Source organism: Gordonia humi (assembly GCF_014197435.1).
GTDB classification, from domain to species: domain Bacteria; phylum Actinomycetota; class Actinomycetes; order Mycobacteriales; family Mycobacteriaceae; genus Gordonia; species Gordonia humi.
Genome location: NZ_JACIFP010000001.1, coordinates 567879 through 592425, shown reverse-complemented (window position 1 = coordinate 592425; position 24547 = coordinate 567879). Strand labels below are relative to the sequence as shown.

Annotated in this window: 17 protein-coding genes and 1 pseudogene; 13 read left to right on the top strand and 5 right to left on the bottom strand. The window is 70.0% G+C overall.

Translation table 11 applies throughout. The annotated features are described in order from the left end of the window. Positions 1-69 precede the first annotated feature (69 nt). The 3 genes from BKA16_RS02600 to BKA16_RS02590 are packed head-to-tail and all read right to left on the bottom strand — an operon-like array spanning position 70 to position 2689. Positions 70-1200, bottom strand: coding sequence for an isochorismate synthase (locus BKA16_RS02600; protein WP_183369177.1), 1131 nt, complete (start codon positions 1198-1200; stop codon positions 70-72). Positions 1201-1251: 51 nt separating this feature from the next. Then, positions 1252-2013 (bottom strand): SDR family oxidoreductase, encoded by a 762-nt coding sequence (locus BKA16_RS02595; protein ID WP_183369175.1) that lies wholly within the window; start codon positions 2011-2013, stop codon positions 1252-1254. Between the two features lie 25 nt (positions 2014-2038). Beyond that, on the bottom strand, positions 2039-2689 hold the full coding sequence (locus tag BKA16_RS02590; RefSeq protein WP_183369172.1) for an isochorismatase family protein: 651 nt from the start codon (positions 2687-2689) through the stop codon (positions 2039-2041). Positions 2690-2711: 22 nt separating this feature from the next. Between BKA16_RS02590 and BKA16_RS02585 the strand changes: the two genes are divergently transcribed. The 3 genes from BKA16_RS02585 (at position 2712) to BKA16_RS02575 (ending at position 5595) form a co-directional block, all read left to right on the top strand. Further along, a complete protein-coding gene (locus BKA16_RS02585) occupies positions 2712-4322 on the top strand; it encodes an AMP-binding protein (protein WP_183369170.1) in 1611 nt (536 codons plus the stop codon). 90 nt (positions 4323-4412) lie between these two features. Continuing rightward, the gene (locus tag BKA16_RS02580; RefSeq protein ID WP_183369168.1) at positions 4413-4658 is read left to right on the top strand and encodes a phosphopantetheine-binding protein; all 246 of its coding nucleotides are present in this window, start codon (positions 4413-4415) and stop codon (positions 4656-4658) included. 1 nt (position 4659) lies between these two features. Further along, positions 4660-5595 (top strand): methionyl-tRNA formyltransferase, encoded by a 936-nt coding sequence (locus BKA16_RS02575; protein WP_183369166.1) that lies wholly within the window; start codon positions 4660-4662, stop codon positions 5593-5595. Positions 5596-5662: 67 nt separating this feature from the next. On the opposite strand, the gene panD is transcribed toward BKA16_RS02575, so the two are convergent. Both panD and BKA16_RS02565 read right to left on the bottom strand, forming a co-directional pair. Continuing rightward, on the bottom strand, positions 5663-6070 hold the full coding sequence (panD, locus tag BKA16_RS02570) for an aspartate 1-decarboxylase (RefSeq protein ID WP_183369164.1): 408 nt from the start codon (positions 6068-6070) through the stop codon (positions 5663-5665). Between the two features lie 17 nt (positions 6071-6087). Continuing rightward, positions 6088-6339, bottom strand: a complete 252-nt coding sequence (locus BKA16_RS02565) for an MbtH family protein (RefSeq protein ID WP_183369162.1) — start codon at positions 6337-6339, stop codon at positions 6088-6090. A gap of 72 nt (positions 6340-6411) precedes the next feature. Here BKA16_RS02565 and BKA16_RS24240 point away from each other — a divergent pair. From BKA16_RS24240 to BKA16_RS02520, 10 genes and pseudogenes are all read left to right on the top strand, one after another. Then, positions 6412-9609: pseudogene (locus tag BKA16_RS24240) on the top strand (amino acid adenylation domain-containing protein); the annotation flags it as partial. 42 nt (positions 9610-9651) lie between these two features. Next, on the top strand, positions 9652-13677 hold the full coding sequence (locus tag BKA16_RS24235) for a non-ribosomal peptide synthetase (RefSeq protein WP_425489503.1): 4026 nt from the start codon (positions 9652-9654) through the stop codon (positions 13675-13677). 5 nt (positions 13678-13682) lie between these two features. After that, on the top strand, positions 13683-15458 hold the full coding sequence (locus tag BKA16_RS02555; protein WP_183369157.1) for an ABC transporter transmembrane domain-containing protein: 1776 nt from the start codon (positions 13683-13685) through the stop codon (positions 15456-15458). Further along, the gene (locus BKA16_RS02550) at positions 15455-17227 is read left to right on the top strand and encodes an ABC transporter ATP-binding protein (RefSeq protein WP_183369152.1); all 1773 of its coding nucleotides are present in this window, start codon (positions 15455-15457) and stop codon (positions 17225-17227) included. The genes BKA16_RS02555 and BKA16_RS02550 overlap by 4 nt, the downstream gene beginning before the upstream one ends. A 65-nt stretch (positions 17228-17292) precedes the next feature. After that, on the top strand, positions 17293-18297 hold the full coding sequence (locus tag BKA16_RS02545) for an ABC transporter substrate-binding protein (RefSeq protein WP_183369150.1): 1005 nt from the start codon (positions 17293-17295) through the stop codon (positions 18295-18297). 56 nt (positions 18298-18353) lie between these two features. After that, positions 18354-19373 (top strand): FecCD family ABC transporter permease, encoded by a 1020-nt coding sequence (locus BKA16_RS02540; RefSeq protein WP_183369148.1) that lies wholly within the window; start codon positions 18354-18356, stop codon positions 19371-19373. Beyond that, positions 19370-20425, top strand: coding sequence for an iron chelate uptake ABC transporter family permease subunit (locus BKA16_RS02535; RefSeq protein WP_183369146.1), 1056 nt, complete (start codon positions 19370-19372; stop codon positions 20423-20425). The genes BKA16_RS02540 and BKA16_RS02535 overlap by 4 nt, the downstream gene beginning before the upstream one ends. Then, entirely contained in the window at positions 20422-21270 is an 849-nt protein-coding gene (locus BKA16_RS02530) for an ABC transporter ATP-binding protein (RefSeq protein WP_183369145.1), read from the top strand. Before BKA16_RS02535 ends, BKA16_RS02530 begins: the two co-directional genes overlap by 4 nt. A 96-nt stretch (positions 21271-21366) precedes the next feature. Continuing rightward, complete coding sequence (locus BKA16_RS02525) at positions 21367-22647, top strand: lysine N(6)-hydroxylase/L-ornithine N(5)-oxygenase family protein (protein WP_183369144.1); 1281 nt, start codon at positions 21367-21369, stop codon at positions 22645-22647. A 49-nt stretch (positions 22648-22696) separates the two neighbouring features. Beyond that, the gene (locus tag BKA16_RS02520; RefSeq protein ID WP_183369142.1) at positions 22697-24532 is read left to right on the top strand and encodes a siderophore-interacting protein; all 1836 of its coding nucleotides are present in this window, start codon (positions 22697-22699) and stop codon (positions 24530-24532) included. Positions 24533-24547: the final 15 nt, after the last annotated feature.

Genomic DNA, 24547 nt, shown 5'->3' with positions numbered 1-24547 from the left:
AGGCCCACGATGCCGACGGTCATCGCCACGAACTGGTGACGACCTCCTGCATCGACCGTGTCGCCGAGGTCAGCCGAGTGCCGCGAGGAACGTCGACAGCTTGCCCTCGGTCTCGGCCAGTTCGGCCGTCGGATCGGAGCCCGCCACGATTCCCGCACCGGCGTAGGCGCGGATCCGGTCCGGGGTGACCTCGCCGCACCGGATCGACACCGCCCAATCGCCGTCGCCCGCGCGATCCTGCCATCCGACGGCGCCGGCGAAGAAGCCGCGGTCGAACGATTCGGTCGCTCCGATGATCGCGGCGGCCTCCGCGCGGGGAGTGCCGCACACCGCCGGGGTGGGATGGAGCTCGGCGGCGAGCATCGACGACGGGGTGCTCGGATCGTCGAGCTCCGCGGTGATTACGGTGCCCAGATGAAGCATCGAGTCGGTCGACACGACGTCCGGGTCCGCGGCCGAGAGGCGACGGCAGTGCGGGGACAGCAGATCGCAGATCGCGTCGACCACGTAGCGGTGTTCACGCAAGTTCTTGTCCGAGCGGCGGAGCCCGTCGGCCGCCTGCCGGTCGACCGCACGATCGCCGGTCAGCCGCGCCGACCCCGCGAGCGGGTGCGACCGCAGGTGCGCACCGGTCTTGGCGAGCAGCAGTTCCGGGCTCGCTCCGACGAGGTGGCGATCCGGGCCGGTGGGCAGTGCGAAGACATGTGCGGACGGGTTGCGGTCGGCCAGTCTCGCCGCGATGTCGAGCGGATCACCGGGTGTGTGCAACGTGACGTCGCTGTACCGGGCCAGCACCACCTTGTCGACGTCGCTGTCGGTGATGCGGGTCAGGACGGCCGACACCCCGGCGAGATAGTCGGCGGGTTCGGCGGGCCTGCTCGAGCCCCGGCGCAACGGTGTCGACGGGCGTTCCTGCGCGACACGGGTCGGGACGATCAGAGTGGACGGGGCCGACCGATCGAACGGCAGTGCGCCGAAGGCGACACCGTCGGCGGACTCGGCCGCGGCGCGTTCCATCGCCCGACCGAGGTCGGCGGATTCGCGTGCGGGCGGGCCCGGTTCGATCGTCGCGGACGCGGTCGTCTCCGCGCCGCCCGAGCGCCAGCGCATGCGGTGCGGGCCGGTCGGCGTGACCGCTCCGTTCGGCGTCGTCTCGAGTTCGGTCGTCTCGAGTTCGGTCGTCGGGAATGAGGGAGTCATCGAAGTCCTAGAGTCGTGGTCTTCACGGTGGATGGGGACGGAGCGCAGCGCTCAACTGCGCAGGCTCGCGCCTCCGTCGACGTACAGCTCCTGCATCGTGATGTGTCGGGCGTCCGAGGCCAGCAGGAAGGCGACGGTGTCGGCGATGTCGACGGGGTCGGCGATCCGTCGCAGCGGGATCCCGAGGCGGTACGCGTCGAGGTCGCCGTTCAGCGTGGACGTCTCTCCGCTCGGGTCGGCCCAGAGGCTCTCGAGCATCGGGGTGCGTGTGGATCCCGGATGGACGACGTTGGCGCGGACGCCCGCACCCGCGTTCTCCAGGCCGAACGACCTGGTGAGCATCGCGGCGGCGGCCTTCGTCGCACCGTAGGCCCCGATCCCGGTGCGCGGCACACCGGCCGAGTTCGAGGCGACGGTGACGACGCTGCCGCCCCGCTCGATCACCTGGGGGCCGAATGCCTGCAGACAGTGCAGGACGCCGACGAGGTTGACGTCGATCATCTCCCGGAACGCCGTGGGATCGAGTGATCCGACGGGACCGGCGCGGAGCACGCCTGCCACGTTGACGAGCGCCTCGCACCCGCCCGCGTCGGCGACGAGCGACGCCGCCTGGGCGACGTCGTCCGGATCGGTGACGTCGCACCGCCAGAGCTGCGGAGCGTCCGCGTCGACCATCGGTGCGGCGACGGTCGATATCCGATCGCCGTCGGTGCGATCGAGGCCGACGGCCGTCCATCCGCGTTCGTTCAGGGCGCGCAGGCACGCGGCTCCGATGCCGCTCGCTGCGCCGGTCACCACGACGATTCGAGTCATATAAGTGAGGCTAACCTAAATGATTTCAGGCTGTCGCGCGGGTGTCGGAGGCCTCCAGCGCGGCGACGACGGCGTCGGTGTTCATCACCATGCCCGCACGCTTGGCGATGTACGTCGCGGCCATCTCGTGCTCTGCGCCACTGAAGTCGGCCATCGCGTCGACGGCGAAGAACGGCGCCACGTCGCTCATGAAGGCGTCGGTGGCGCTGATCATGCAGCCCATGTGCGCGTAGACGCCGATCACGATGAGCTGATCGCGACCGTGGTGGGCCAGGAGCTGCCGGAGATCGGTCCGGGCGAAGCCGGAGTAGCGCCACTTGGTGACCTGGATGTCGCCCTCGCGGGGGGCGAGTTCGGGGACGATGGCCTCGTCGCGGCCCGATACGAGACCGGCGCCCCAGAAGTCGCGCAGGAGTCCGCGTCGCGCGGGGTGCTGGTCGCCGGGCTGTGCCGTGTAGACCACCGGGACCCCCGCGCTCTCGGCGGCTTCGCGGATGCGGACCATGTTCGGCAACGCGGTGCGGATCGGCTCCTCGTCGCGCTCGTACGCGTCGATGAAGTACTGCTGCATGTCGTGGATCAAGAGTGCGGCACGACCTGCGTCGAGCGTCCACTCGACGCGAGCGGGGAACGGGCCGGTCGGGATCGGATACGGGGTGATGGATGGGATCGCCATGCCATTAGGCTAGCCTTACCTCGTGACATTCACTAGTTGGCCTCCCGAACTCGCCGAACTGTATCGAGACCGCGGCCTGTGGCGCGCAGAGACGTTCGACGACGTCCTCGCGGCTCGGGCGGGGGATCCGGATCTCGCCGACCGGGTCGCGGTCGTGGACGCCGAGCGGTCCCTCACGTACCGCGAACTGGACGGGCGGGTCGGCAGACTGGCCGCCGCGTTCGCCGACCTCGGTATCGTGCCCGGCGAGCGGGTCATCGTGCAACTGCCGAACGTCGTCGCCTACGTCGAGACCGTGTTCGCGCTCTTCCGCGCCCGGGCGCTGCCCGTCTTCGGCCTGCCCGCGCATCGCGAGGCCGAACTCGTCGGCATCGCTCAGGAGTCCGAAGCGGTCGCGATGATCCATCCCGGCGTGCTCCACGGGTACGACCACGCAGGCCTCGCCCGGACGGTCGCCGAGCAGGCGCCCACGTTGCGCCACGTGATCGACCTCGACGAACTGGCGGCACTCGATGCGGCCCCGCGCGATCACGGCCGGTCCGATCCGTCCGAGGTCGCCTTCCTCCAGCTGTCGGGCGGCAGCACGGGAACGCCGAAGCTGATTCCGCGCACCCACGACGACTACCTGTACAGCGTGTGGCGCAGCAACGAGGTCTGCGGTGTCACCGCCGACACCGTCTACCTCGTGGTGCTGCCCGCATCGCACAACTTCCCGATGTCGTCACCGGGCATCCTCGGTGCGGTGTACGCCGGCGGATCCACCGTCCTGTCGCCGTCACCGACGCCGTCGGTCGCCTGGCCGCTCGTGGAACGCGAACGCGTCACGATGGTCGGGCTCGTTCCGCCGCTCGCCCGACTATGGACCGAGACGGCCGAGAGCGGCACCGAACACGACATCTCGAGTCTGGAGACGATTCAGGTCGGCGGTGCCCGGTGCCCCGACGAGCTGGCGCGGCGCATCGGCCCGGCGCTGGGCGTCACTCTGCAACAGGTCTTCGGAATGGCCGAGGGCCTGGTCTGCTACACCGATCTCGACGCGCCCATCGAGGTGGTCACCACGACCCAGGGGCGCCCGATGTCGGAGTACGACCAGATCCGACTGGTCGACGAGGACGGCGTACCGGTGGAGTCCGGCCCCGGCCTCCTGGAGGTGCAGGGGCCGTACACGATCCGCGGGTACTGGAACGGTGTCGCTGCGACGTCGTTCGCGGCCGACGGCTGGTACCGCACCGGCGACGTCGTCGAGTTGGCCGACGGCGGCGAGCTGATCGTGCGCGGTCGCAGTGGGGATCGGATCAACCGCGGCGGGGAGAAGGTGTCGGCGGAACAGCTCGAAGAGCATCTCCTCGAGCACTCCGCGGTCCGGGACGTCATCGTCGTCGCGATCGACGACGAGTACCTGGGCGAGCGGACCTGCGCGTACGTGATCGCGGCGGACGGGGAACCGGCCCCGAAGCTGCCGACTCTCCGGGCGTTCGCTCGCGGTCGCGGCCTGGCCGAGTGGAAGCTGCCCGATTCGGTCGTCGTGATCGACGCCTTCCCGGAGACGGGAGTGGGCAAGGTGAGCCGACGACGGCTCAGGGAGACGCTCGCCGCGACCCGCCCGGGTGCGAACGCCGTCGGCGGGGTGTGACACCTCGCCCGCCCGGGCGACATCCAGACATGCGGCATCTCCTTCCGGGCTGCCGCGCACCGAACCTAGAGAGTGGAGGGCCAGACACAGATGGACCAGCAAGAATCGACATTGACCCGCGAACGGATCATCGACGACCTGGCGGAGATGCTCGGGCTTCCGGCCGCCGAGTTCGACGACGACACCGACGTTCTCGACATGGGACTGGACTCCGTTCGGCTCATGGCCCTCGTGGAACGGTGGCGGGCCGCGGGATCGGCGGACGTGGATCTCGTGACTCTCGCCGAGGAGCCGCGCGTGGGCGCGTGGGTCCGGGAACTCACCGGGCGTCGCTGACATGCGCGTAGTGACGCTCGGATACCAGACCTGGGGCCACCGCACACTGTCGGCGGTGCTCCGGACCGAGCACGAGGTGGCGCTCGCGGTGACTCATCCGCAGAGCGATCACCCGTACGAGCAGATGTGGGCCGACTCGGTGGAGGATCTCGCAGCGGCCAACGGTGTGCCCGTCCATGTCGCGACCCGGGCCGATCAGGCGTTGATCGACGCGGTGCACGCGGCCGAACCCGACGTGATCGTCGCCAACAACTGGCGCACCTGGCTGCCGCGCGAGATCTACGCCGCGCCGACGCACGGCACGCTGAACATCCACGACTCGTTGCTCCCGCGATACGCGGGCTTCTCGCCCGTCCTGTGGGCACTGCTGAACCGCGAGTCCCACGTCGGGGTCACCGTCCACCGGATGGACGAGGGGCTCGACACCGGGCCGATCGTGGCACAGCAGGCCGTCCCGGTGGGCCCGGCGAGCACGACCACTGAACTGGTCCTCGCGACGATGGATCTGATCGAACCGCTCGTCGCGCGGTCGCTGGCGGATCTGGCGGCGGGAACCCTCACCGAGATCGCGCAGGACCCGGCCGCGATGACGTACTTCCACAAGCGTTCGGACCTCGAATCGCGCATCGACTTCACCTCGTCGGCCGCGGACATCGAGCTCCTGGTCAGGGCGCAGTCGGATCCGTATCCCAACGCGCACTTCACCTTCGACGGGCAGCGTGTGCGGGTCCTCGCCGCACACGTGTCGACCGGGCGGTTCGGCGGAACCCCGGGGCGGGTGACGGTGCCCTACGAGGGCGGGATCGCGGTGGTCTGCGGCTCCTCACGCACCGTCCCGGAGCCGGCGATCGTCTTCGAGCGACTCCGCCTGGACGACGGGACCGAGGTCTCGGCGAAGCAGTTCTTCGGCACTCGCGGCGGATACATCGACGACTGACGTACGACCTGGACGCGGATGCGCGCCCGCTCCGTCGACGGAGCGGGCGCGCATCCGCGTCGTGCGGTCAGCGTGAGGCGAACTGATCGACCGCGCCGGGTACCGGCTCGGCGGGATCGTTGCCCAGGGCGACAATGCGGTTGTCGGCGTCGACGTGGACCACCTTGGGTTCGTGCATCGTGACCTCGACGTCGGAGAACTGCCCGTACGACATGATGATCACCATGTCGCCCGGGTTCACCAGGTGTGCGGCGGCACCGTTGATGCAGATCCGTCCGGACCCGGACTCTCCGGTGATCGCGTAGGTCTCCAGTCGAGCGCCGTTGGTGATGTCGACGACCGACACCTGTTCGCCTTCGACGAGGTCGGCGGCCGCCATCAGATCGGCGTCGATGGTGATCGATCCCACATAGTGCAGGTCGGCCTGAGTGACGGTAGCGCGGTGGATCTTGCCGTTCACGAGCGTGCGGAGCATGGAGTGTGAGCCTCTCGTCAGTGGTGGGATGGGCGGTTCGCGGCGGGACCGTCGGCCATGGCCTCGCGGAGCGAGCGGGGCCGGAGGTCGGTCCAGTTCTGTTCGACGTACTCGATGCACGCCGCCCGGTCGGTGCCTGTCCGGCCGCCGTGAACGACGCGCCAACCTGCGGGGACGTCGGCGAACGACGGCCACAGCGAATGCTGGTCCTCGTCGTTGACCAGTACGAAGAACGTTCCGGTCTCGTCGTCGAATGGGTTCGTGGTCAATGAGACTCCTGTCGGACGGGGCTTGTGCGACGGTCGGTGGTCGACTCGCCGGGCGGGCCGTGAGCACATTTGATGGTAGGTTACCCTAACCTCATGAACGCAGCCGCCTCGGATTCGACGATTCCGTCGCTCCTCGCCCGACAAGCCGAGAGCACGCCGCACTCCGTCGCAGTCGTGGACGCTCGCGCCCGGATGACCTACCGCGAACTCGCACACCGGGTCGCCGACCTCGCCGACGATCTCGTCGCGGCAGGCGTCGGCCCGGAGACCGTCGTCGGTGTCGGCATGCCTCGATCGGCGGAGATGGTCGTGACCGTCCTCGCGGTCATGACCGCCGGAGGAGCGTTCGTCCCGATCGATCCCACGTGGCCGCCGGCGCGCCGCCGACATGTGATCGACAGTGCGGACGCGCGCCTGGTCGTCACCGCCGCGGCGGGCGACCGATGGCCGGTCCCGGAACTGACGATCGACGTCACGGCGCCCGTCTCGACCGGCGCCGCGGATCCGATCGAGCGCCTGGCCGCCTTCGCACTGTCCACGCCGGCGCCGGGGGACGGGAAGCGTCTGGCCTACGTGATCTTCACGTCCGGGTCGACGGGCAACCCGAAGGGGGCGATGATCCGGCACGAGGCGATCTGCGAACGACTGCTGTGGCAACGCGACGAGATCCTGCACTTCGGGTCCGACGACGCGACGCTGTTCAAGGCTCCTCTCGCCTTCGACATCTCGGTCAACGAGATCCTGCTGCCGCTCGTGTCCGGCGGCCGCGTCGTGGTGGCCGCGGCGGGCGAGGAAGCGGATCCGGACCGTCTCCTCCACCTCATCGAGACCGAGCGGGTCACGTTCGTCTACCTCGTGTCGTCGATGCTCGACGTCCTCCTCGAGATGGACCGGGAGAGGGCGGCCGCCGGTCGCAGCGCGATGGCGGGGCTCCGGCACGTCTGGTGCGGCGGCGAGGTGCTGACACCCGGGCTGTTCGCCCGGTTCCGGGAACAGACCACGACCACCCTCTACCACGGTTACGGTCCAGCCGAAGCGACGATCGGGGTGTCCCACGTCGTCTACCGCGAACAGGCCGAACGAATCGCGACATCGATCGGCAGGCCGAACCCGCACACCCGCCTGTACGTCGTGGACGAACGACTCGCACCGCTCGGCGTCGGTGAGCCCGGCGAACTGTACGCGGCGGGTTTCCTGCTCGGTCGCGGATATGTGAACGCCGCAGAACTGACCGCATCCCGCTTCGTGGCCGACCCGTTCGGTCCTCCGGGCGAACGGATGTACCGGACGGGCGACCGTGCCCGTTGGACCGACGACGGGTCGCTCGAGTTCCTGGGCCGGGTGGACAACCAGGTGAAACTCCGCGGTCGCCGGATCGAGCTCGAGGAGATCGAAGCGGCCGTCGCATCCGCCGACGGGGTGCGCCACTGCGCGGTCGGCGTCGTCGATCACGGCAGCACCCAGCGACTGGTGGCGTATGTGACGGCGGCCGCCGGCGTCGGCGCCCACTGGTCGGCGACCGACGCGGTCACCGAGTCGTGCGCCCGCACGCTGCCGGACTACATGATCCCCGAGATCGTGATGACGCTCGAGACCATGCCGACCACCGCCAACGGCAAGATCGACCGGCGGGCGCTGCCTGCACCGGTTCTCGTCTCGAGCAGCGGCGCCGAACCCTCGACGCCGGAGGAGTCGCTCCTGTGCGACGTCTTCGCCGAGGTGCTCGGCCTGGACCGCGTGGCGGTCGACGACGACTTCTTCGCGTCGGGCGGCGACAGCATCATCGCCATCCGCGTGGTGAGCGCCCTCCGTCGCGCGGGGATGACCGTCCGGGTGCGCGACGTCTTCGCCGCTCGGACACCGGCCGAGCTGGCGCCGGTGCTACGTCCCGCAGAGGAGGCGTCGATCGCCGCCGTCGCCCCGCGCGGCGCCCTCACACCGACCCCGATCCTGCACTGGCTGCACGAGGTCGCCGCGCCCGCCGGGCTCGACGGCTTCTATCAGGGAATCGCCCTGACGGTCCCGAGCGGCGCCGACGCGGCGACCCTGCAGCGGGCGCTCGACGCCGTCGTCGCCGCGCATCCCGCACTCACCGCATCGATGACCTCCGCCACCTCGGCCACGATTCCCGACGCTCCGGTCGAGGTGGCACTGGCCGTCGAGACGGTCCCCGGCGAGACCGACGACGCCGCGCTGGCCGCGGCGGCGGCGCACGTCGCCGACCGCACCGCGCGCCTCATCGACCACACCGGATCGCCGGGCGTGACGGCCGCGACGTGGATCGACCGCCCGGGGGCCTCCGGACGCCTCGTCCTCATCGCTCACCACACCGTCGTCGACGGGATCTCGCTGCGGATCGTCGCAGAGGACCTCGCGACGGCGATCGCCGAGCCGGACGCGGTCGCGGCCGAACCCGTCTCCTGGCGAGCGTGGTCGACGGCACTGGCCGACGCCGCCCGCGCGGGCGTCTTCGACGATGAGCGCGACCACTGGGTCCGCACCTGCGAGCGGCCCGCCGGAGTCCTCGGCCGGGAGTGCGACCGGGCCCGCGACACCGTTGCCACCGAGCGGACGCACACGGTGGAACTCGACGTGGACCTGACCCGACACCTCGTCGACGTCCTCCCCGCCGCAGTGCACGGATCGCCGAACGACGCCCTCGTCGCGGCTCTCGCGGTGGCCGTCGGCGAACTCACCGGTGCCGACGGGACCACCATCGAGATGGAAGGGCACGGACGCGAACCCGAAGCGATCGGCGATCTCGACCTGTCGCGAACGGTCGGGTGGTTCACCACCCTGTACCCGGTGCACATCGACCTCGCCGACGTCGACGAGTCGGACGTCTCGGCGCTGGTCCGCTCGGTCAAAGAGCAGTTGCGGGCTGTGCCGCGCCAGGGGATCGGTTACGGAGCCCTTCGGTACCTCGTCGACGATCCGGTGCCCGCACACCGTGCGCCGGTCCTGTTCAACTACCTCGGGCGGTTCGCGCGGTCGGACGCCGACTGGTCGATGGCGCCCGGGACCGTTCCGTACGAGGGCCGCGACCCGGCGATGCCGCTTCCGCGACCCCTCGAGGTGAACGCGGTGGTGGCCGACGGCCCCGACGGTCCGCGGATGTCCGCGGCGTTCAGTCGGCCGTCCGGGGTCCTGACCGCGGACGAGGTCCAGGCCGTCGCCGACCGCTGGGTCCAGGTCCTGTCCGCGATCGCGGCTGCGGACATCGCGGGCCACACGCCGTCTGACTTCCCGACGGTCCGCCTCTCCTCCGCCGACATCGCGAGCCTGGAGTCCGCCGATCCGGATCTGCGCGATGTGCTCGCACCCACCTCGACCCAGCAGGGGATCGTCTTCCACTCGGCCGAGGCGACGAACGGCGTCGGCGACGATCCGTACCTGGTTCAGCAGATCATCGACGTGCACGGACCGGTGGACCCCGACCGGCTCGCACGGGCCGCTCACACGGTGATCACTCGCCACCGCGCCCTGTCGGCACGTTTCGTTCAGGTCGACGACGGTTCGACGGTCGTGGTGACCGGCGGCTCGCCCGCACCGGAGTTCCGGGTGGTCGACGCACGCGAGGACGCCGACGCGGGCGCGACCGCCGTCGACCGAGCCGCACGCGAGGACCGCGGTCGGGGATTCGACATCACCCGGGCGCCGCTGACCCGGTACACGCTCGTGCGACTCGGCGACACCCGCCATCGGCTCGTGCAGACCGTCCACCACGTCGTCGCCGACGGCTGGTCGGTGCCGCTCGTGCTCGCCGAACTCCGGCGCGCATACGCGGGCGTCCCGCGCGCGGGCGCCGACCGATACGCGGCGGCGGTCCGCACGCTGCTCGACCGGGACCGTGACGCCGAGCGCACCGCATGGACGCGAGCCCTCGACGGACTCGACGACGCCACGTCGCTCGTCGCAGCGTTCGACCCGTCGAGCCGCATCGGCGACCCGGCGCGCGACGGAGTGATCCCGGGGGTCGGTACACGACGCGCCGAACTGGACAACGGCGTACGCGCCCGCCTCGTCGAGTTCGCGAGAGGTCGCGGAGTCACCGTCGGCGCCGTGCTGCACACGGCGTGGGGGCTGACACTGGGACTTCTCACCGGACGCACCGACGTCGCCTTCGGCACCGTCGTGTCCGGACGCGGGCACGGCCTCGACGACGTGGTCGGCATGTTCGTCAACACCGTGCCCGCCCGAGTGCGCTGGTCGGCTTCCCGGCCACTCGTCGACACGGTCGACGAGCACGCCCGCTGGACCGCCGAGATCGTCGATCACCCGCACATCGCCCTCACGGAACTGCACCGGAGCACGGGTGTGAGCGCACTCTTCGACACGCTCCTCGTCGTCGAGAACCTGCCGGACGTCGGGGCGGAGGACACCGACGCGGGCTTCAGCTTCGGCGACGTCGAGGTGATCGAGGCACCGCACTATCCGCTGACGGTGATGGTCGGTGTGCACGACGCGGTCTCGGTGACCGTCACCAATCGGCGCGCCGAACTCGGCGACGGTCCCGCCGACGCGGCGGCCGCCCTGTTCGTCGAGGTGCTCGCCGTGTTGGCCCGCTCCGACGACGGGACGACCGGTCGCGCGGTTCTGGACCTCGAGTCCGTTCCGGAGCACGCCGGTCAGGAGCCGATGGGACGGACGGACCCGGCGTCGACGCCCGCCGACACGATCGCCGACCGGATCGCACGGGTGCTGCCGAGCCTGCCGGACCTCGTCGTGTCCGGCGAGATCACCCCGGCCGCCGACGTCGTCGCCCGGACCGAGGCGTTCCGCGACGACCTGCGGGAGCGCGGCGTCGGAGCCGAGGACCGGGTCGCGGTGATGCTCGGTCGCGGCGTCGACCTGGTGTGCGCGAGCCTCGCGGTGGTCGCGGCGGGCGCCGTCCTCGTGCCGATCGACCCGGCGTATCCGGCCGACCGCATCGCATACATGCTCGACACCGCGGCGCCGACGACCGTCATCGACGCCGACTACCGTCCGGGGACGGGGCCCGCGGTGCCCCGGAACGACGCGGCGACCGCCCCGGTCCGGCCAGACAACGGTGCGTATCTGCTGTTCACCTCGGGTTCGACGGGCGTGCCGAAGGCCGTGCTGGGAACCCAGCGAGCGGTGGCCGCTCGGCTCGCCTGGCAGCATCCGACCGACGAACGAGCGGGAGCGCGCCTGGTCAAGAGCTCGTTGAGCTTCGTCGACGGATTGACCGAACTCCTCGCCGCCGCGCTGACCGCCGAGACGATCGTCGTCGCCGACGCGACACAGACGCACGATCTGCGGGCGCTCGCCGCGTTGATCGAACAGTGGTCGATCGACGAGGTCACGACGATCCCGAGTGCGGCCGCCGCCCTCCGCCGGTCCTGCGCGGACGAGGTCGCGTCGGTGCACCGATGGGTGGTCAGCGCTGAGCCGCTCACCGGAGACGTCGTGGCCGAGGTCGCCGGCGACGGCCGCGAACTCGTGAACTTCTACGGATCGTCCGAGGTCACCGGCGATGTCACCGCCGGTGCGGTGGCCCCCGGCGAACGCGTGACCGTCGGCCGACCGGTGCCGCACGCACGTGTGACGGTCCTCGACCGCTGGCTCCGTCCGGTACCGGACGGAGCGATCGGCGAACTGTACGCGACCGGCCCGCAGACGGCACGCGGCTATCACGGTGCACCGGGCCTCACCGCGACCCGATTCGTTCCGGACCCGGCGGGCGAGCCGGGCGCGCGGATGTACCGGACGGGCGACCTCGCCGCCCGGATGACCGACGGGCGACTGGTCCTGCACGGCCGGGCGGACCTGCAGTTCTCGATCCGCGGCATGCGAGTCGAGGCCGGCGAGGTGGAGGCCGCACTCCGGAACGACGACGCCGTGACCGGCGCCGTCGTGGCCGCTGTGGGCGAACCCGCACGACTCGTCGCCTACGTCGTCGCTCCCGGCGACGGTACGTCGGAGTCGAGGCTCGTCGACCGGCTGGCGTCCACTCTGCCGAGGCAGAGCGTCCCCGATCAGGTCGTGTTCGTCGACGAGTTGCCGCTGACCCCCGGCGGAAAGGTCGACCGCGCGGCGTTGCCCGATCCGGCCGATCGGGCGACGACGGGGCGCGCTCCGGCCACACCGACCGAACAGGCCCTCGTCGACATCATCGCCGACGTGCTGGGCCGAGCCTCGGTCGCCGCGGACGACGACTTCTTCGCCCTGGGCGGCGACAGCATCAGTTCGGTGGCTGTCGTCGGACGTGCGTTGCGCAGCGGCCTGCAGTTGACGACCGGGGACGTGTTCCGGCACCGGACCGCACAGGCGTTGGCCGCCGCGTGCGTCCCCGTCGCCGAACGGCGCCCGGTGCCGCCGACGCCGGTGCTCCACCAGATCCGGACCTTCGGTCAGGGGACCGCGGATCTCGTCTACACGGAGGTCGTCGAGCACGGCCCGGAACTCACCGTCGCCGAGGCGGGTGAGCGGCTGGGACGTCTGGCCGCGCGTCTGGACGCGGTGACGATGCGCGTGATCCCGCGCAACAGACTGATCTGGGCGGCCGACGCGGGCGGCGACTCGCACATCCCGCTGACCGTCGTCGACGGCTCCGAACCGGGATTGGAACGGACCCTCGCGGATGCGGCCGAGACGGCTCGAGCGGCCGTCGACATCGCCGCCGGGCGCAGCCTCGCAGCGGTCGCCGTCACCGGCGAGACCGGATACCTCGTGCTGGCCGCACACGCACTCGCACTCGACCGGGCGTCGCTCCACGCGGTGGCCGTGGCCGTCGCGACGGCCACCGACGGTGATTCGAGTTCGGTGATCGATGCGGCCGCGGCGCTGGACGGCGCCGCACAGCACGACGACTACCGGGCATACGCGCTCGAGGCGGGACAGGGCGCCCCGGAGCTCAGCGATGTGGAACGCGCCCTCGTCGACGCGGTGCGTGGCATCCTGGGCGAGGAGGCGTTGATCGACGTGGAGGCCGACCTGCGCGCGGTGCCCGGCGTGGACCGCGGCGCCGCGGGGCCCTGGACGCCGACCGTCCCGCTGGAGTACGCGGGATCCTCGGCCACCAGGCACTGGCACGCACTGGCCCAGCTGCACGAGCCCGCGGTCCGCAAGACGATGCGCCGTCGGCGGGCCGCCGACGTCCTCGTGACCAGGTTCTACGGTGCGCCGGCCGGACAGCGGCGGGCAGAGGGCGTCGAGTGCAGGTATCCGATCGTCGCCCGGTACCGTATCGCCGACGACGGCAGGTGGGACGTCTCGGTGATCGGATCCGGCGACGACGACACCGCGAGCGCACTGGCCCGGGCGTGGAGCGACCGGCTGCACGGCGACCGACCGACGACCGACGAGAAGGACTGATGACGATGACCGGCTCCGAGACGAGCCTGACCGAGCGGCTGTTCGGCTCCGGCCTGCTGGCCGGGGAACGACCCGCCGAACGCGGGACGCAGGTCCCGGTGGACGGTGACACCACGCCCCGCGCGCTCGTCCTGCGGACGATGTGGGGAGCGAACCGCTACACGATCCCGGCGATGATCCTCGTGGTCGCACATTTCGTCGGTGAAGCACTGGTCCCGGTGATCATGGGACTGGCCATCGACCGCGCCGTGCTCGCTCACGACTGGGACGCCCTCGTCCTGTGGCTGGTGATCCTGGCGGCCGACTTCATGATGCTCTCGCTCACCTGGCGCTTCGGCGACCGGATGGCCATGTACGCATTGCAGGTGATCGAGCATCAGTTCCGGATGCGCGTCACCGACCGGATGCTGCATCCGGCGGGCACCGACGGACCCGCGCGGCTGCCCGGCACCGCGCTCAGCATCGCCACGTCCGATGTGGCTCGACTGTCGCGCGCGGTCCTCCTCGCCGTCTTCCCGGTCGGTGAGATGGCCTCGGTGATCGTCGCGGGCGTCGTCCTGCTCGTCATCTCGTGGCCGCTCGGTGTGGCGGTCCTGGTCGGTGCACCGGCGATGTTCTGGCTTCTCGACCGTGCGGGCGCACCGTTGCGTCGGCGCACCGAGCGTCAGCAGGAGTCGGTCGGTCTGGCGGCGGGCACCGCGGGTGATCTCGTGGCCGGCTTCCGGGTGCTCAAAGGCATCGGCGCCGAGGGCGAGGCGGCGCGGCGCTACCGTGTCGCCAGCACCCGGGCACGCGACCACGCGATCGCCGCGATGCGGTCCGAGGGCGCCTACGTCGCTCTGCTCCAGGCAGTGTCGGCGATCTTCGTCATCGCCGTGGGTCTGGCCGCGGGAATCATGGCGGTCGACGGGGCCATCGGTCTCGGCGAGTTGATCACGGTGGTCGGTCTCACCCAGTTCATCATGGGGCCGCTCAACGCGATGGGCACCAACTTCGGCGCCGTCTGGAACGGCGCGGTGCCCAGTGCGGCCCGCGTGCTGTCGGTGTTGCAGGCCGGACCGGCGATCACGGCGGGCGACCGACCGGCGGCGGCCGGTCCGCTCGAGATCACCGGCCACCCGGAGCTCCCCGACATCCGAGTGCCCGAGACAGGACTGACGGTGATCGCCGCCGACCAGGGCGTCGGTCGACAGCTGGCGGCGGCGCTGTCCCGCGAGGACGTCCTCGACGGCGTCGTGCTGCGTGTGGGCGGAGTCGACGTCGCCGCGCTCGACCATGCGGCGGGCCGGTCGACGATCCGGGTGGTTCCGCACACCCCGCACCTGTTCGAGGGCTCGGTGGTGGAGAACATCTCGGCCGTGGTCGTCGACGGTCCGGACGCGTCCGGCGCGGTGACGAGGGCGGTGTTCGCCGCCGCCTGCGACGACGTCGCAGAGGTCCTGTCCCACGGGCTGGACACGCCGGTCGGCGAAGCGGGTCAGATGCTGTCCGGCGGACAGCGGCAACGCGTCGGTCTGGCCCGTGCGCTCGCGGCCGAATCGGCGTTCCTGGTGCTCACCGACCCGACGACCGCCGTCGACTCGATGACCGAGGCGACCGTGGTGGAGCGGGTGTGCGCCACTCGCGCGGAGACGGCCACCGTGGTCTTCACGCAGTCGCCCGCCTGGCTGGCCGCCGCGGACACCGTCATCTCCCTGGACACACCGCTCACCCCCGACCCGAGTCCCGAACCCGACTCGAGTCCCGAACCCGAGCCGACGCCGCAGGAGGCCGCACGATGACGACACGACCGGTGCACGAGTACCTGCCCGTCGCCGACTGGCGGCGCACCGTGCGCGCGCTCCTGAGGCACCTGGGGCGCCACCGCGGGAGGCTTGCGCTCGTCATCGTCGCGATGACGGCGTCGGGAGCCTTCGGGCTGGTCACCCCGCGTCTGCTCGGCTCGATCGTCGACCTCGTGGCGCACGGCGGCGACGTCTCGGACGTCGTCGCCCGCGGCGGCGTCATGGTGGCCGCCGCGATCGGCTGCGCGGCGTGTGCGGGCGTCGGGATCGCGGCCGCGGCCACGGTGTTCGAAGCCGTGCTCGCCGAACTCCGCGAGGACATGATCGACACGGTCCTGCGACTGCCGGTAGCGCGGGTGGAGGCGGCCGGCACCGGCGACGTCCTGTCGCGGGCCACCGACGACGTGGACAAGGTCAGCGAGGCCATCGGCAAGGCGCTTCCGTCGATGCTGATGGCGCAGGCGGGCGTCGTCGTCACGGTGATCGGCCTCGCCGCGATCGACTGGCGCTTCCTCCTGGTCGCGGTGGCGACCGCACCGCTCTACGCGGTGACCGCGCGCATGTACATCCGACGCGCCCCGGCCGTCTACGCCGCCGAGCGCACCGCCGCCGCCGATCGGGCGCATCACGTGCTCGGTCCCATCCAGGGCGTGTCGACGGTGCGCGCGTTCGATCTCGGCGGACCGCTGAGCGTGCGGATCGACGGGCACTCGTGGGCCGTGGTCCGGCGGTCGATGCGGGCCACCGTGCTGCAGGCGCGTCTGACCGGTCGCCTCAACCTCGGAGAGTTCATCGGCATGACGGTGATCCTCCTGGTCGGTTTCGTGCTGGTCGGCGACGGCTCGGTCACGGTCGGTGCGACGACGGCGGCGATGCTCTTCTTCCTCGCGCTGTTCGATCCGATCGGCCAGGTCATGTATGTGCTCGACGACCTGCAGTCCGGTGCGGCGGCGCTCGGACGCATCGTCGGAGTGCTCGACATGCCGCGCGCCGGCGACTCCTCGGACGACGTCGAGACCGATGACGGGACGGGTCTGGTGGCGCGAGGCGTCGACTTCGGTTACACACCCGAGCATCCGATCCTGCACGACGTCTCGGTCTCCGTCGGTCCGGGGGAGCACGTCGCCCTCGTCGGCATGTCAGGTGCGGGCAAGAGCACCCTCGCGACGGTCCTCGCCGGAATCCATCCCGCGGGCAGCGGGACGGTGACGCTCGGCGGCGTCGCGATCCAGGACATCCCGGGCACCGACCGGGCACGGCGTATCGCCCTGCTGACCCAGGAGGTCCACGTCTTCTCCGGAAGCCTGCGGGAAGACCTGCAGCTCGCGGCGCCCGACGCCTCCGACGAACGCCTGTGGGCGGCTCTGAAGAAGGCGGGCGCTCACGATCGGGTCCGTCATCTGAAGCAGGGACTCGACACCGTCGTCGGGGAGAACGGGGAACAGGTGGACGCGATGGTCGCACAGCAGCTGGCGCTGGCACGCATCGATCTGCTCGATCCCGACGTCGTGATCGTCGACGAGGCGACGGCTGACGCGGGAAGCGTCGGGGCCGGCGTCCTGGAGGAGTCGGCCGATGCGATCCTCGCCGGCCGGTCGGCGCTGATCATCGCGCACCGTCTCAGTCAGGCCGCGGCGGCCGATCGGATCGTCCACCTCTCGCGAGGGCGGGTCGTCGAAGAGGGCCCGCACGCCGACCTCGTCGCGTCCGGCGGTCGCTACAGCGAGATCTGGGCCGCCTGGACGAAAGGTCGAGAAGAAGCTTAGGCTACGCTTATCTTCAATCGGTCTGGCAGACGGATCGGACCATCTCAACCGGAGGAAAATTCCCCATGAATCAGACGATTCCGAATCGTGCGCCGCGGCGGCGACGGGCTCTGACGACAGCCGTTCTCATCGCGCTCGTCGCGTTGCTCGCGGGTGTCCTCGGCGCTTGCGGCTCCGAGGACGCCGACGCCGACACCGGGTCGACGTTCGCGATGGAGAACGCCTTCGGCACCTCGGAGATCCCGACGTCGCCCAAGCGCATCCTCGCGGTCTCGGAGGCCGACCTCAATGCGGCGCAGGTCCTCGGAGTGACCCCGAGCGTCGTGGCCGAGTACAAGGAGTTCCCGTTCAACGTGTGGACGACGGACGCCCTCAAGAAGGAGGACGCCGATCCCGAGCGCATCTGGACGGGCACCTCGTACGAGATCCGCACCGAGGACGTCGTGAAGGCCCGCCCGGACCTGATTCTGGCCGTCGGCAGCTGGTACATGGACGACACCTACCAGCAGCTCAGCAAGATCGCGCCGGTCGTCACCTTCCCGAAGCCATTCACCTCGCCGAGCGATGTGGACGCGGCGACCTTCCTGCGCACGGTCGCCAAGGCCCTCGGCAAGGAGGACGAGGCGGAGAAGGTGATCAAGGACACCGACGCCAAGTCCGCGAAGTGGCGTGAGGACAACCCGACGGTCGTCGGCAAGACCGCGGCGCTCGCCGTCCAGTACATCGGTGGCGGCATCAGCAACGACTCCGTCGAGCCCTACGTCGCCAACTACCTGAAGATGTTCGGCCTCGTCCCGCCGCCCTCGACTGATCCGTCGCAGCCGTCGCTGGAGGACCTCTCCTCGCTCGACCGTGACATCCTGATCCTCAACTTCTACGCCGATCGCAAGGAGATCACCGAGAACTCGGTGTTCAAGAACCTCGCCGTGGTCCGCGACGGGCGCACCATCGAGAACAAGGCATTGAGCGAGGCCGCGGGCACGCCGACGTACCTCAACATGAACTATGTGCTCGACGACACGTCGGTCCGCGACGCGCTGCGCTCGGCCGCGGCGAAGGTGAGGAACTGACCGCCCCGGACCACGAGGCGACGCGCACGACCGACGGCGAGGCTCCCCAGGGACTCATGCGGTCGAACCGCCTGCGGACGATCGCGCTGGTCGTCGCGATCGCCGCGGTGGTCGTCCTCTTCGTGGTGAGTCTGGGCGTCGGCGTGCGCGACATCCCGGTCTCCCACGTGGTCGACGCCTTGATCCACCGGGACCGGTCCCCGAGCAACCCGAATCTCGACGAGGTGAACGTCCTCTGGGATCAGCGGATCCCGCGGGGGCTGCTGGCGGTCCTCGTCGGCGCGGCGCTGGCCATGTCGGGAGCCGTCATCCAGGCGATGACGCGCAATCCGCTCGCCGATCCGGGGATCCTCGGAGTCAACTCGGGGGCGGCGTTCGCCATCGTCATCGCGATCTCGGTGTTCGGCATCGGCAGCTACTGGGGCTACATCTGGTTCGCCCTGATCGGCGCGGCGATCGCCGCGGTCATCGTCTACCTGCTTGCCAACACCGGGCGGGCCGGCGCCACGCCGGTCCGTCTCGCACTCTCCGGGGTGGCGCTGGCCGCCTTTCTCGGCGGCGTCACCCAGGGCATGGTGCTCATCGATTCGGCGGCGTTCACCACGATGCGATTCTGGCAGGCCGGATCGATCACCAATCGCGGCACCGGCGTGGTGATCGGGGTCGGCCTGTTCGTCCTCGTCGGCGCCGTCATCGCCCTCGTCGTCTCGCGGGCGCTCAACGCGGTCGCGCTCGGCGACGACCTCGCGATGGCACTCGGCGTCCCGTTGACCCGCGTGCGTGTGCTCGGCGTGATCGCGGTGACCGTCATGTGCGGCGCCGCGACGGCCGCCGCGGGCCCTATCGGATTCGTGGGGCTGATGGTTCCGCACGTCGTGCGGTGGATCGTCGGCCCGGATCAACGCTGGATCCTTCCCTTCAGCCTGGCCGGCGGTGCGATCCTGCTGCTGTGCGCCGACCTCGTCGGTCGAGTGACTCTGAGCGACGAGGAGATTCCGGCGGGCATCATCACGGCGTTCATCGGTGCGCCCGTACTCATCCTGCTCGCCCGACGACGAACGGCGAGCGAGCTGTGACCGCCGGCGACGATCTCGACTACGGCAGGCGCGTGCTCACGCTGCGCGGCGTTCTCGGCGTCTCGATCCGCCTGGACCTCCGGCTCGTCGTATCGGTGGTCGTGCTGTGCGCGCTCACCGCGGTCGCGGCATGCGTCGCGTTCACGGTCGGACCGATCGCCGTCCCGCTGGGGACCGTCGTCGACGTCCTCACCGGACGCGGCGATCAGTACGATCGACTCGTCGTCAACGAGATCCGTGCCCCTCGGATCATCATGGCCGTGGTCGTAGGCGCCGTCCTCGGTGTGAGCGGTGCGATCTTCCAGTCCCTGACCCGCAACTCGCTGGGCAGTCCGGACGTGATCGGCTTCGATTCCGGCGCCTACCTGGGCGTGGTGGTGGGCACCCTGTACGTCGGCGGCTCCTACGACGTCAAGGTGGCCGGTGCGCTCCTCGGCGGATTCGGGACGGCCGCCCTCGTGTACCTGCTCGCGTTCCGCGGCGGCGTCCAGGGCTTCCGGCTGATCATCGTCGGCATCGGCGTCAGCTTCATGCTGTCCTCGCTCACCGCCTGGCTGCTCCTGTACCGTCGCGCCGAGGTCGCCATGGCGCTCCAGCGGTGGGGGATGGGCACCCTCGACGGCACCGACTGGGACGCGGTGAACGCCTCCCTGGTCCTGCTGCCGTTCGCGGTGGTCGCCGTCGCCTGGGTCGCCTGGCGGATGCCGGTGCTGGAGATGGGCGACGACGCGGCCAAGGCGCTCGGCCTCAAAGTCGAGCGCACCAGGGTCGGCATGCTCGTGACGGGGACGGCGTTGAGCGCGTTCGGCGTCGCGATGACCGGTCCCATCGCGTTCATCGCTCTGGCCGCTCCCCAAATCGCGCGTCGGATCACCAGGACCGGCACCGTCGGCCTGGCGTCGGCGGCAGCGGTCGGTGCGCTGTTGGTGAGCGTCTGCGACATCGTCACACAACTGCTCCCGCAACCCGTTCCCGTCGGTGTCATCACGGTGTCCGTCGGCGGTCTGTACTTCATGTGGCTTCTGTTCCGAGAGGGGACGAGACGAGGATGACCCGGAACGACGGCGAACACGATTCGCGCCTGCGGGCGGACGGACTGTCCACCGGCTACGACAAGCGGACCATCAGCACTGATTTGACGATCGAGATCCCGGACGGTGCGGTCACCGCGATCGTCGGCCCCAACGCGTGCGGAAAGTCGACACTGCTGCGATCGCTGTCTCGACTGCTGCCGCCCAAGGCGGGCAGCGTGATCCTGGACGGCGAGAGCATCTCCTCGTACCCGTCGAAGGAGGTGGCCCGACGGCTCGGGCTGCTGCCGCAGCACTCGACCGCTCCCGACGGCATTCGCGTGGTCGATCTGGTCTCGCGGGGCAGGTATCCGCACCAGAACCTGATCAAACAATGGACCGCGGCCGACGAGTCCGCGGTGATCACGGCGATGGCCGCGACCGGTGTGTCCGACCTCGCGGGTCGCGTGGTCGACGAACTCTCCGGCGGGCAGCGCCAGCGCGTCTGGTTCGCGATGGTGCTGGCCCAGGAGACCCCGTTGATCCTCCTGGACGAGCCGACGACGTACCTGGACGTGTCGTACCAGATCGACCTGCTGACGATGTGCCGGCGACTCATGCGGGAGAACGGCCACACCATCGTCGCGGTGCTGCACGATCTGCACCATGCCTGCCGCTATGCGGACCACATCATCGTGATGAAGGACGGCGAGATCGTCGCCGAGGGCAGGCCGACGGACATCGTCACCGCCGAGCTCGTCGAGCATGTCTTCGGTCTGCCGTGCCGCATCATCCCCGACCCGGAGACGTCGACTCCCATCGTGATCCCCCTCAGCGAGGAGTCGATCGCGGCACGGGAGGTCGAACGAACGACAATTATAGGGTAGGTTAGGCTAACCAATAGTCGAATGCGATGTGTTCGATTACAGCTTCACTCAAGACCCTCCCAAACGACAATCCAGGATTGAGGCAGACACGTGCGCATGCGGACCGATTCGTCAAGCGTGATCGACATCGTGGGGGTCGGATTCGGTCCGTCGAATCTGGGCTTGGCGATCGCGATCGAGGAACACAACCGCGAGGCGTCACCGGAGGACCGGATCACGGCGGCGTTCGTCGAGTCCAAACCCCGTTTCGCGTGGCACCCGGGCATGCTTCTGCCGGGCACCACGATGCAGATCTCGTTCCTGAAGGACTTGGTCACTCAGCGCAACGCGACGAGCGAGTTCAGCTTCCTCAACTATCTGGCCGACCGCGGGCGGATGGCGCACTTCATCAATCACCAGACGTTCTTCCCGACCCGGCGAGAGTTCTCCGACTACCTCGAGTGGGCCGACGAGAAGGCGGGCGCCGACGTCTACTACAGCACCCGTGCCGAGGCGATCCGCGACGGCGACGGGCACCTCGTCATCGACGCACTGGGACCGAGCGGCCCGATCTCGCTGTACGCGCGCAACGTCGTCGTCGCAGGAGGCCTGCGCGAAGCGCTGCCCGCCGGAGTGACGGCGTCCACGCGACAGTTCCACAATCATCGGCTCCTCGACCATCTCGCGGCGATGCCGACACCGACGCAGAACCGATTCCTCGTGGTCGGGGCGGGTCAAAGCGCCGCCGAGGTGGTCGAGTACCTGCACGCCACCTATCCGCAGGCACAGGTACACAACGTGTTCGCCAAATACGGTTACGTGCCGGCCGACGACAGCCCGTACGCGAACCGGATCTTCGACGCGACCGCCGTCGACGAGTTCCACGCGGCGGACGAACGTCAGCGTGCAGCACTGCTCGACTACCACAAGGCGACCAACTACTCGTGCGTCGACCTGGATCTGATTCGCGAACTGTACCGGCGCGAGTACGCCGAGCACGTCGACGGCGAGCGCCGGCTGTTCATGCGCGGGGCGTCGAGGGTCGCATCCGTCGACGAGGACGCGAACTCGGTCCGCGTCCTGGTCGAGAACCTGCTGACCGGCGAGACGGAGCAGCTGGCGGTGGACGCCGTCGTCTACGCGACCGGGTTCACGCCGACCGATCTGAGCGAGCTCCTCGGCGACCTGGTGGAACCGGGCGAACTGACCGACGGCGTGGGCCGTGACTACCGGGTGACCACCACGCGGCCGCTCAGCGGCGCCGTGTATACGCAGGGCGGCACCGAACGCACGCACGGACTGACCTCGTCCCTCCTGTCGAACATCGCGATCCGCTCGGGCGAGATCCTGCAGTCCGTGGTCGCCGCGCGCGCCGTCTCGTACTCGTACTCGGCCTGAGCCGCCCGAAGACCCGCACGTTCGCCCAGCCCGCACGAGGAACACGCCCATGCCACGCACCGTCCGACAGAAGTCCTTCTACAGTCCCGCCATCCGCGAGATCGAGGTGGTCGACGCCTACGACGTCACCCCGGGGATGCGGCGGATCGTGTTCGGCGGCGACCACCTGCGCGGCTACACGACCGGCGACGGGATCGACGTTCCGGAGTTCCGCAGCGACGAGTTCGACGACGCCGTGCGCTTCGTCTTCCCCGCGCCGGGGGAGAGCGAGGCGGCACTGCCGGTGCAGGGCGACGGTGAACTGATCCATCCGCAGGACCGCAGGCCGATGGTCCGCGCGTACACCGTCCGATACTGGGATCGTGAGGCGGCGCGACTCGTCGTCGACTTCGTCCGTCACGGCACCGGGATCGCATCCACCTGGGCGGTCCGCTGCGGTGTCGGAGACCGCGCGCACATCGTCGGACCGCATGTGACCGACGCGCACCCGGAGAGCATCGACCACATGCTGATCGTCGGCGACGAGACCGCGCTGCCCGCGATCGGCCGCTGGATCGAGGAGCACCCGACCGGTCAGGCCGCGACCGTGATCATCGAGGTCGGGGATGCGGCGGACCGACAGGATCTGACACCCGGGCCGGAGGTCGACCTGCGCTGGCTGGTCCGCGACGGCGCACCGGGCGGCTCCACCACCCTCATGCTCGACGAGATCACCGGCCTGGACTGGCCCGCCGGGGTGGTCTACGCCTGGATCGCGGGCGAGACATTGAGCCTCAAGCCGATCCGCAGGCACCTCGTCGACGATCGCGGACTGCCGAAGAACCACCTCGAGGTCGCGGGCTACTGGCGCACCGAGACCGTGCCGACGCTCGCCGACGACCCGGCGCTGCCGGACGCCTCCGAGGAATGGGCCGAGGACAAGTTCCACGAGATGTGCGAGCTCCTCCCGCCGATCGCCCTGCGCGTCGCGGTGACCCTCGACGTCCCCGAGCAGCTGTCGCGCGGAGTCACCCGCCTGGACGCGCTCGCCGCGGCGACCGGAACCGACGCCGCCGCGCTCGGCAAGTTCCTGAGGTACCTCATCACCGCGGACCTCGTCGAGATCGAGGGCGACGACTACCGTCTGACGAATCTGGGCGAACAGCTGACCGACGACTACTACGCCAAGGACCTCGATCTTGCGAGTCCGGAGTCGCTGGCCGAGCGAGCGCTGTTCGGGCTCGCCGACGCGGTCCGCACCGGCGGGTCGGTGTACCGGGACATGTTCGGTGTCGGGTATCGAGAGCTCCTCGGTTCGCACACGTCTGGACGCCGGTACTTCGCCGACGCCGACGAGTTCGCGAACTACATCGCGCCCACCCTGGTGACGACCGACGTGTTCGACGGTCTCGGGCACGTCCTCGTGCACGCCGACGGCGCCACGACCTACGCGACGCAGCTGGCACAGACGTTCCCCGACCTTCGGATCACCGTGGTCGGCATGCCCGCGCAGATCGAGCACATTCGCGCCGACCTCGGGGACACGATCACCGCCGACCCGCTGTTCGAGCGCATCGCGTTCGTCGGACAGTCGGTCTTCGAGGAACTGCCGGACGCGGACGGCATCCTGCTGGTGTCGATGATGGACAAGAACCCCGATGCCGACGCGGTGCACCTGCTCCGCCGACTCGGCGGCGTCGGAGCCCGGCTCATCGTCGTCGAGGAGCCGATGCAGGAGAGCCAGATCAGCGACCACGACACGATGGCCGATCTGAGGAACCTCGCCGTCTACGGTTCCGGTTTCCGCACCGACGCCGAGCATCGCGCCCTGTTCGAGCGGGCCGGACTGACCGTCGCGGCGGCACAGCACATCTATTGCGGCGAGACGGTCTACACGCTCGCCTGAATCATCCACACCCCA

Excerpts from the sequence above, each read along its gene's own strand:
- BKA16_RS02600 (WP_183369177.1), bottom strand. The coding sequence starts at position 1,200 with ATGACTCCCTCATTCCCGACGACCGAACTCGAGACGACCGAACTCGAG.
- BKA16_RS02595 (WP_183369175.1), bottom strand. The coding sequence starts at position 2,013 with ATGACTCGAATCGTCGTGGTGACCGGCGCAGCGAGCGGCATCGGAGCC.
- BKA16_RS02590 (WP_183369172.1), bottom strand. The coding sequence starts at position 2,689 with ATGGCGATCCCATCCATCACCCCGTATCCGATCCCGACCGGCCCGTTC.
- BKA16_RS02580 (WP_183369168.1), top strand. The coding sequence starts at position 4,413 with ATGGACCAGCAAGAATCGACATTGACCCGCGAACGGATCATCGACGAC.
- BKA16_RS02575 (WP_183369166.1), top strand. The coding sequence starts at position 4,660 with ATGCGCGTAGTGACGCTCGGATACCAGACCTGGGGCCACCGCACACTG.
- panD (WP_183369164.1), bottom strand. The coding sequence starts at position 6,070 with ATGCTCCGCACGCTCGTGAACGGCAAGATCCACCGCGCTACCGTCACT.
- BKA16_RS02555 (WP_183369157.1), top strand. The coding sequence starts at position 13,683 with ATGACCGGCTCCGAGACGAGCCTGACCGAGCGGCTGTTCGGCTCCGGC.
- BKA16_RS02550 (WP_183369152.1), top strand. The coding sequence starts at position 15,455 with ATGACGACACGACCGGTGCACGAGTACCTGCCCGTCGCCGACTGGCGG.
- BKA16_RS02545 (WP_183369150.1), top strand. The coding sequence starts at position 17,293 with ATGAATCAGACGATTCCGAATCGTGCGCCGCGGCGGCGACGGGCTCTG.
- BKA16_RS02540 (WP_183369148.1), top strand. The coding sequence starts at position 18,354 with ATGCGGTCGAACCGCCTGCGGACGATCGCGCTGGTCGTCGCGATCGCC.
- BKA16_RS02530 (WP_183369145.1), top strand. The coding sequence starts at position 20,422 with ATGACCCGGAACGACGGCGAACACGATTCGCGCCTGCGGGCGGACGGA.
- BKA16_RS02525 (WP_183369144.1), top strand. The coding sequence starts at position 21,367 with ATGCGGACCGATTCGTCAAGCGTGATCGACATCGTGGGGGTCGGATTC.
- BKA16_RS02520 (WP_183369142.1), top strand. The coding sequence starts at position 22,697 with ATGCCACGCACCGTCCGACAGAAGTCCTTCTACAGTCCCGCCATCCGC.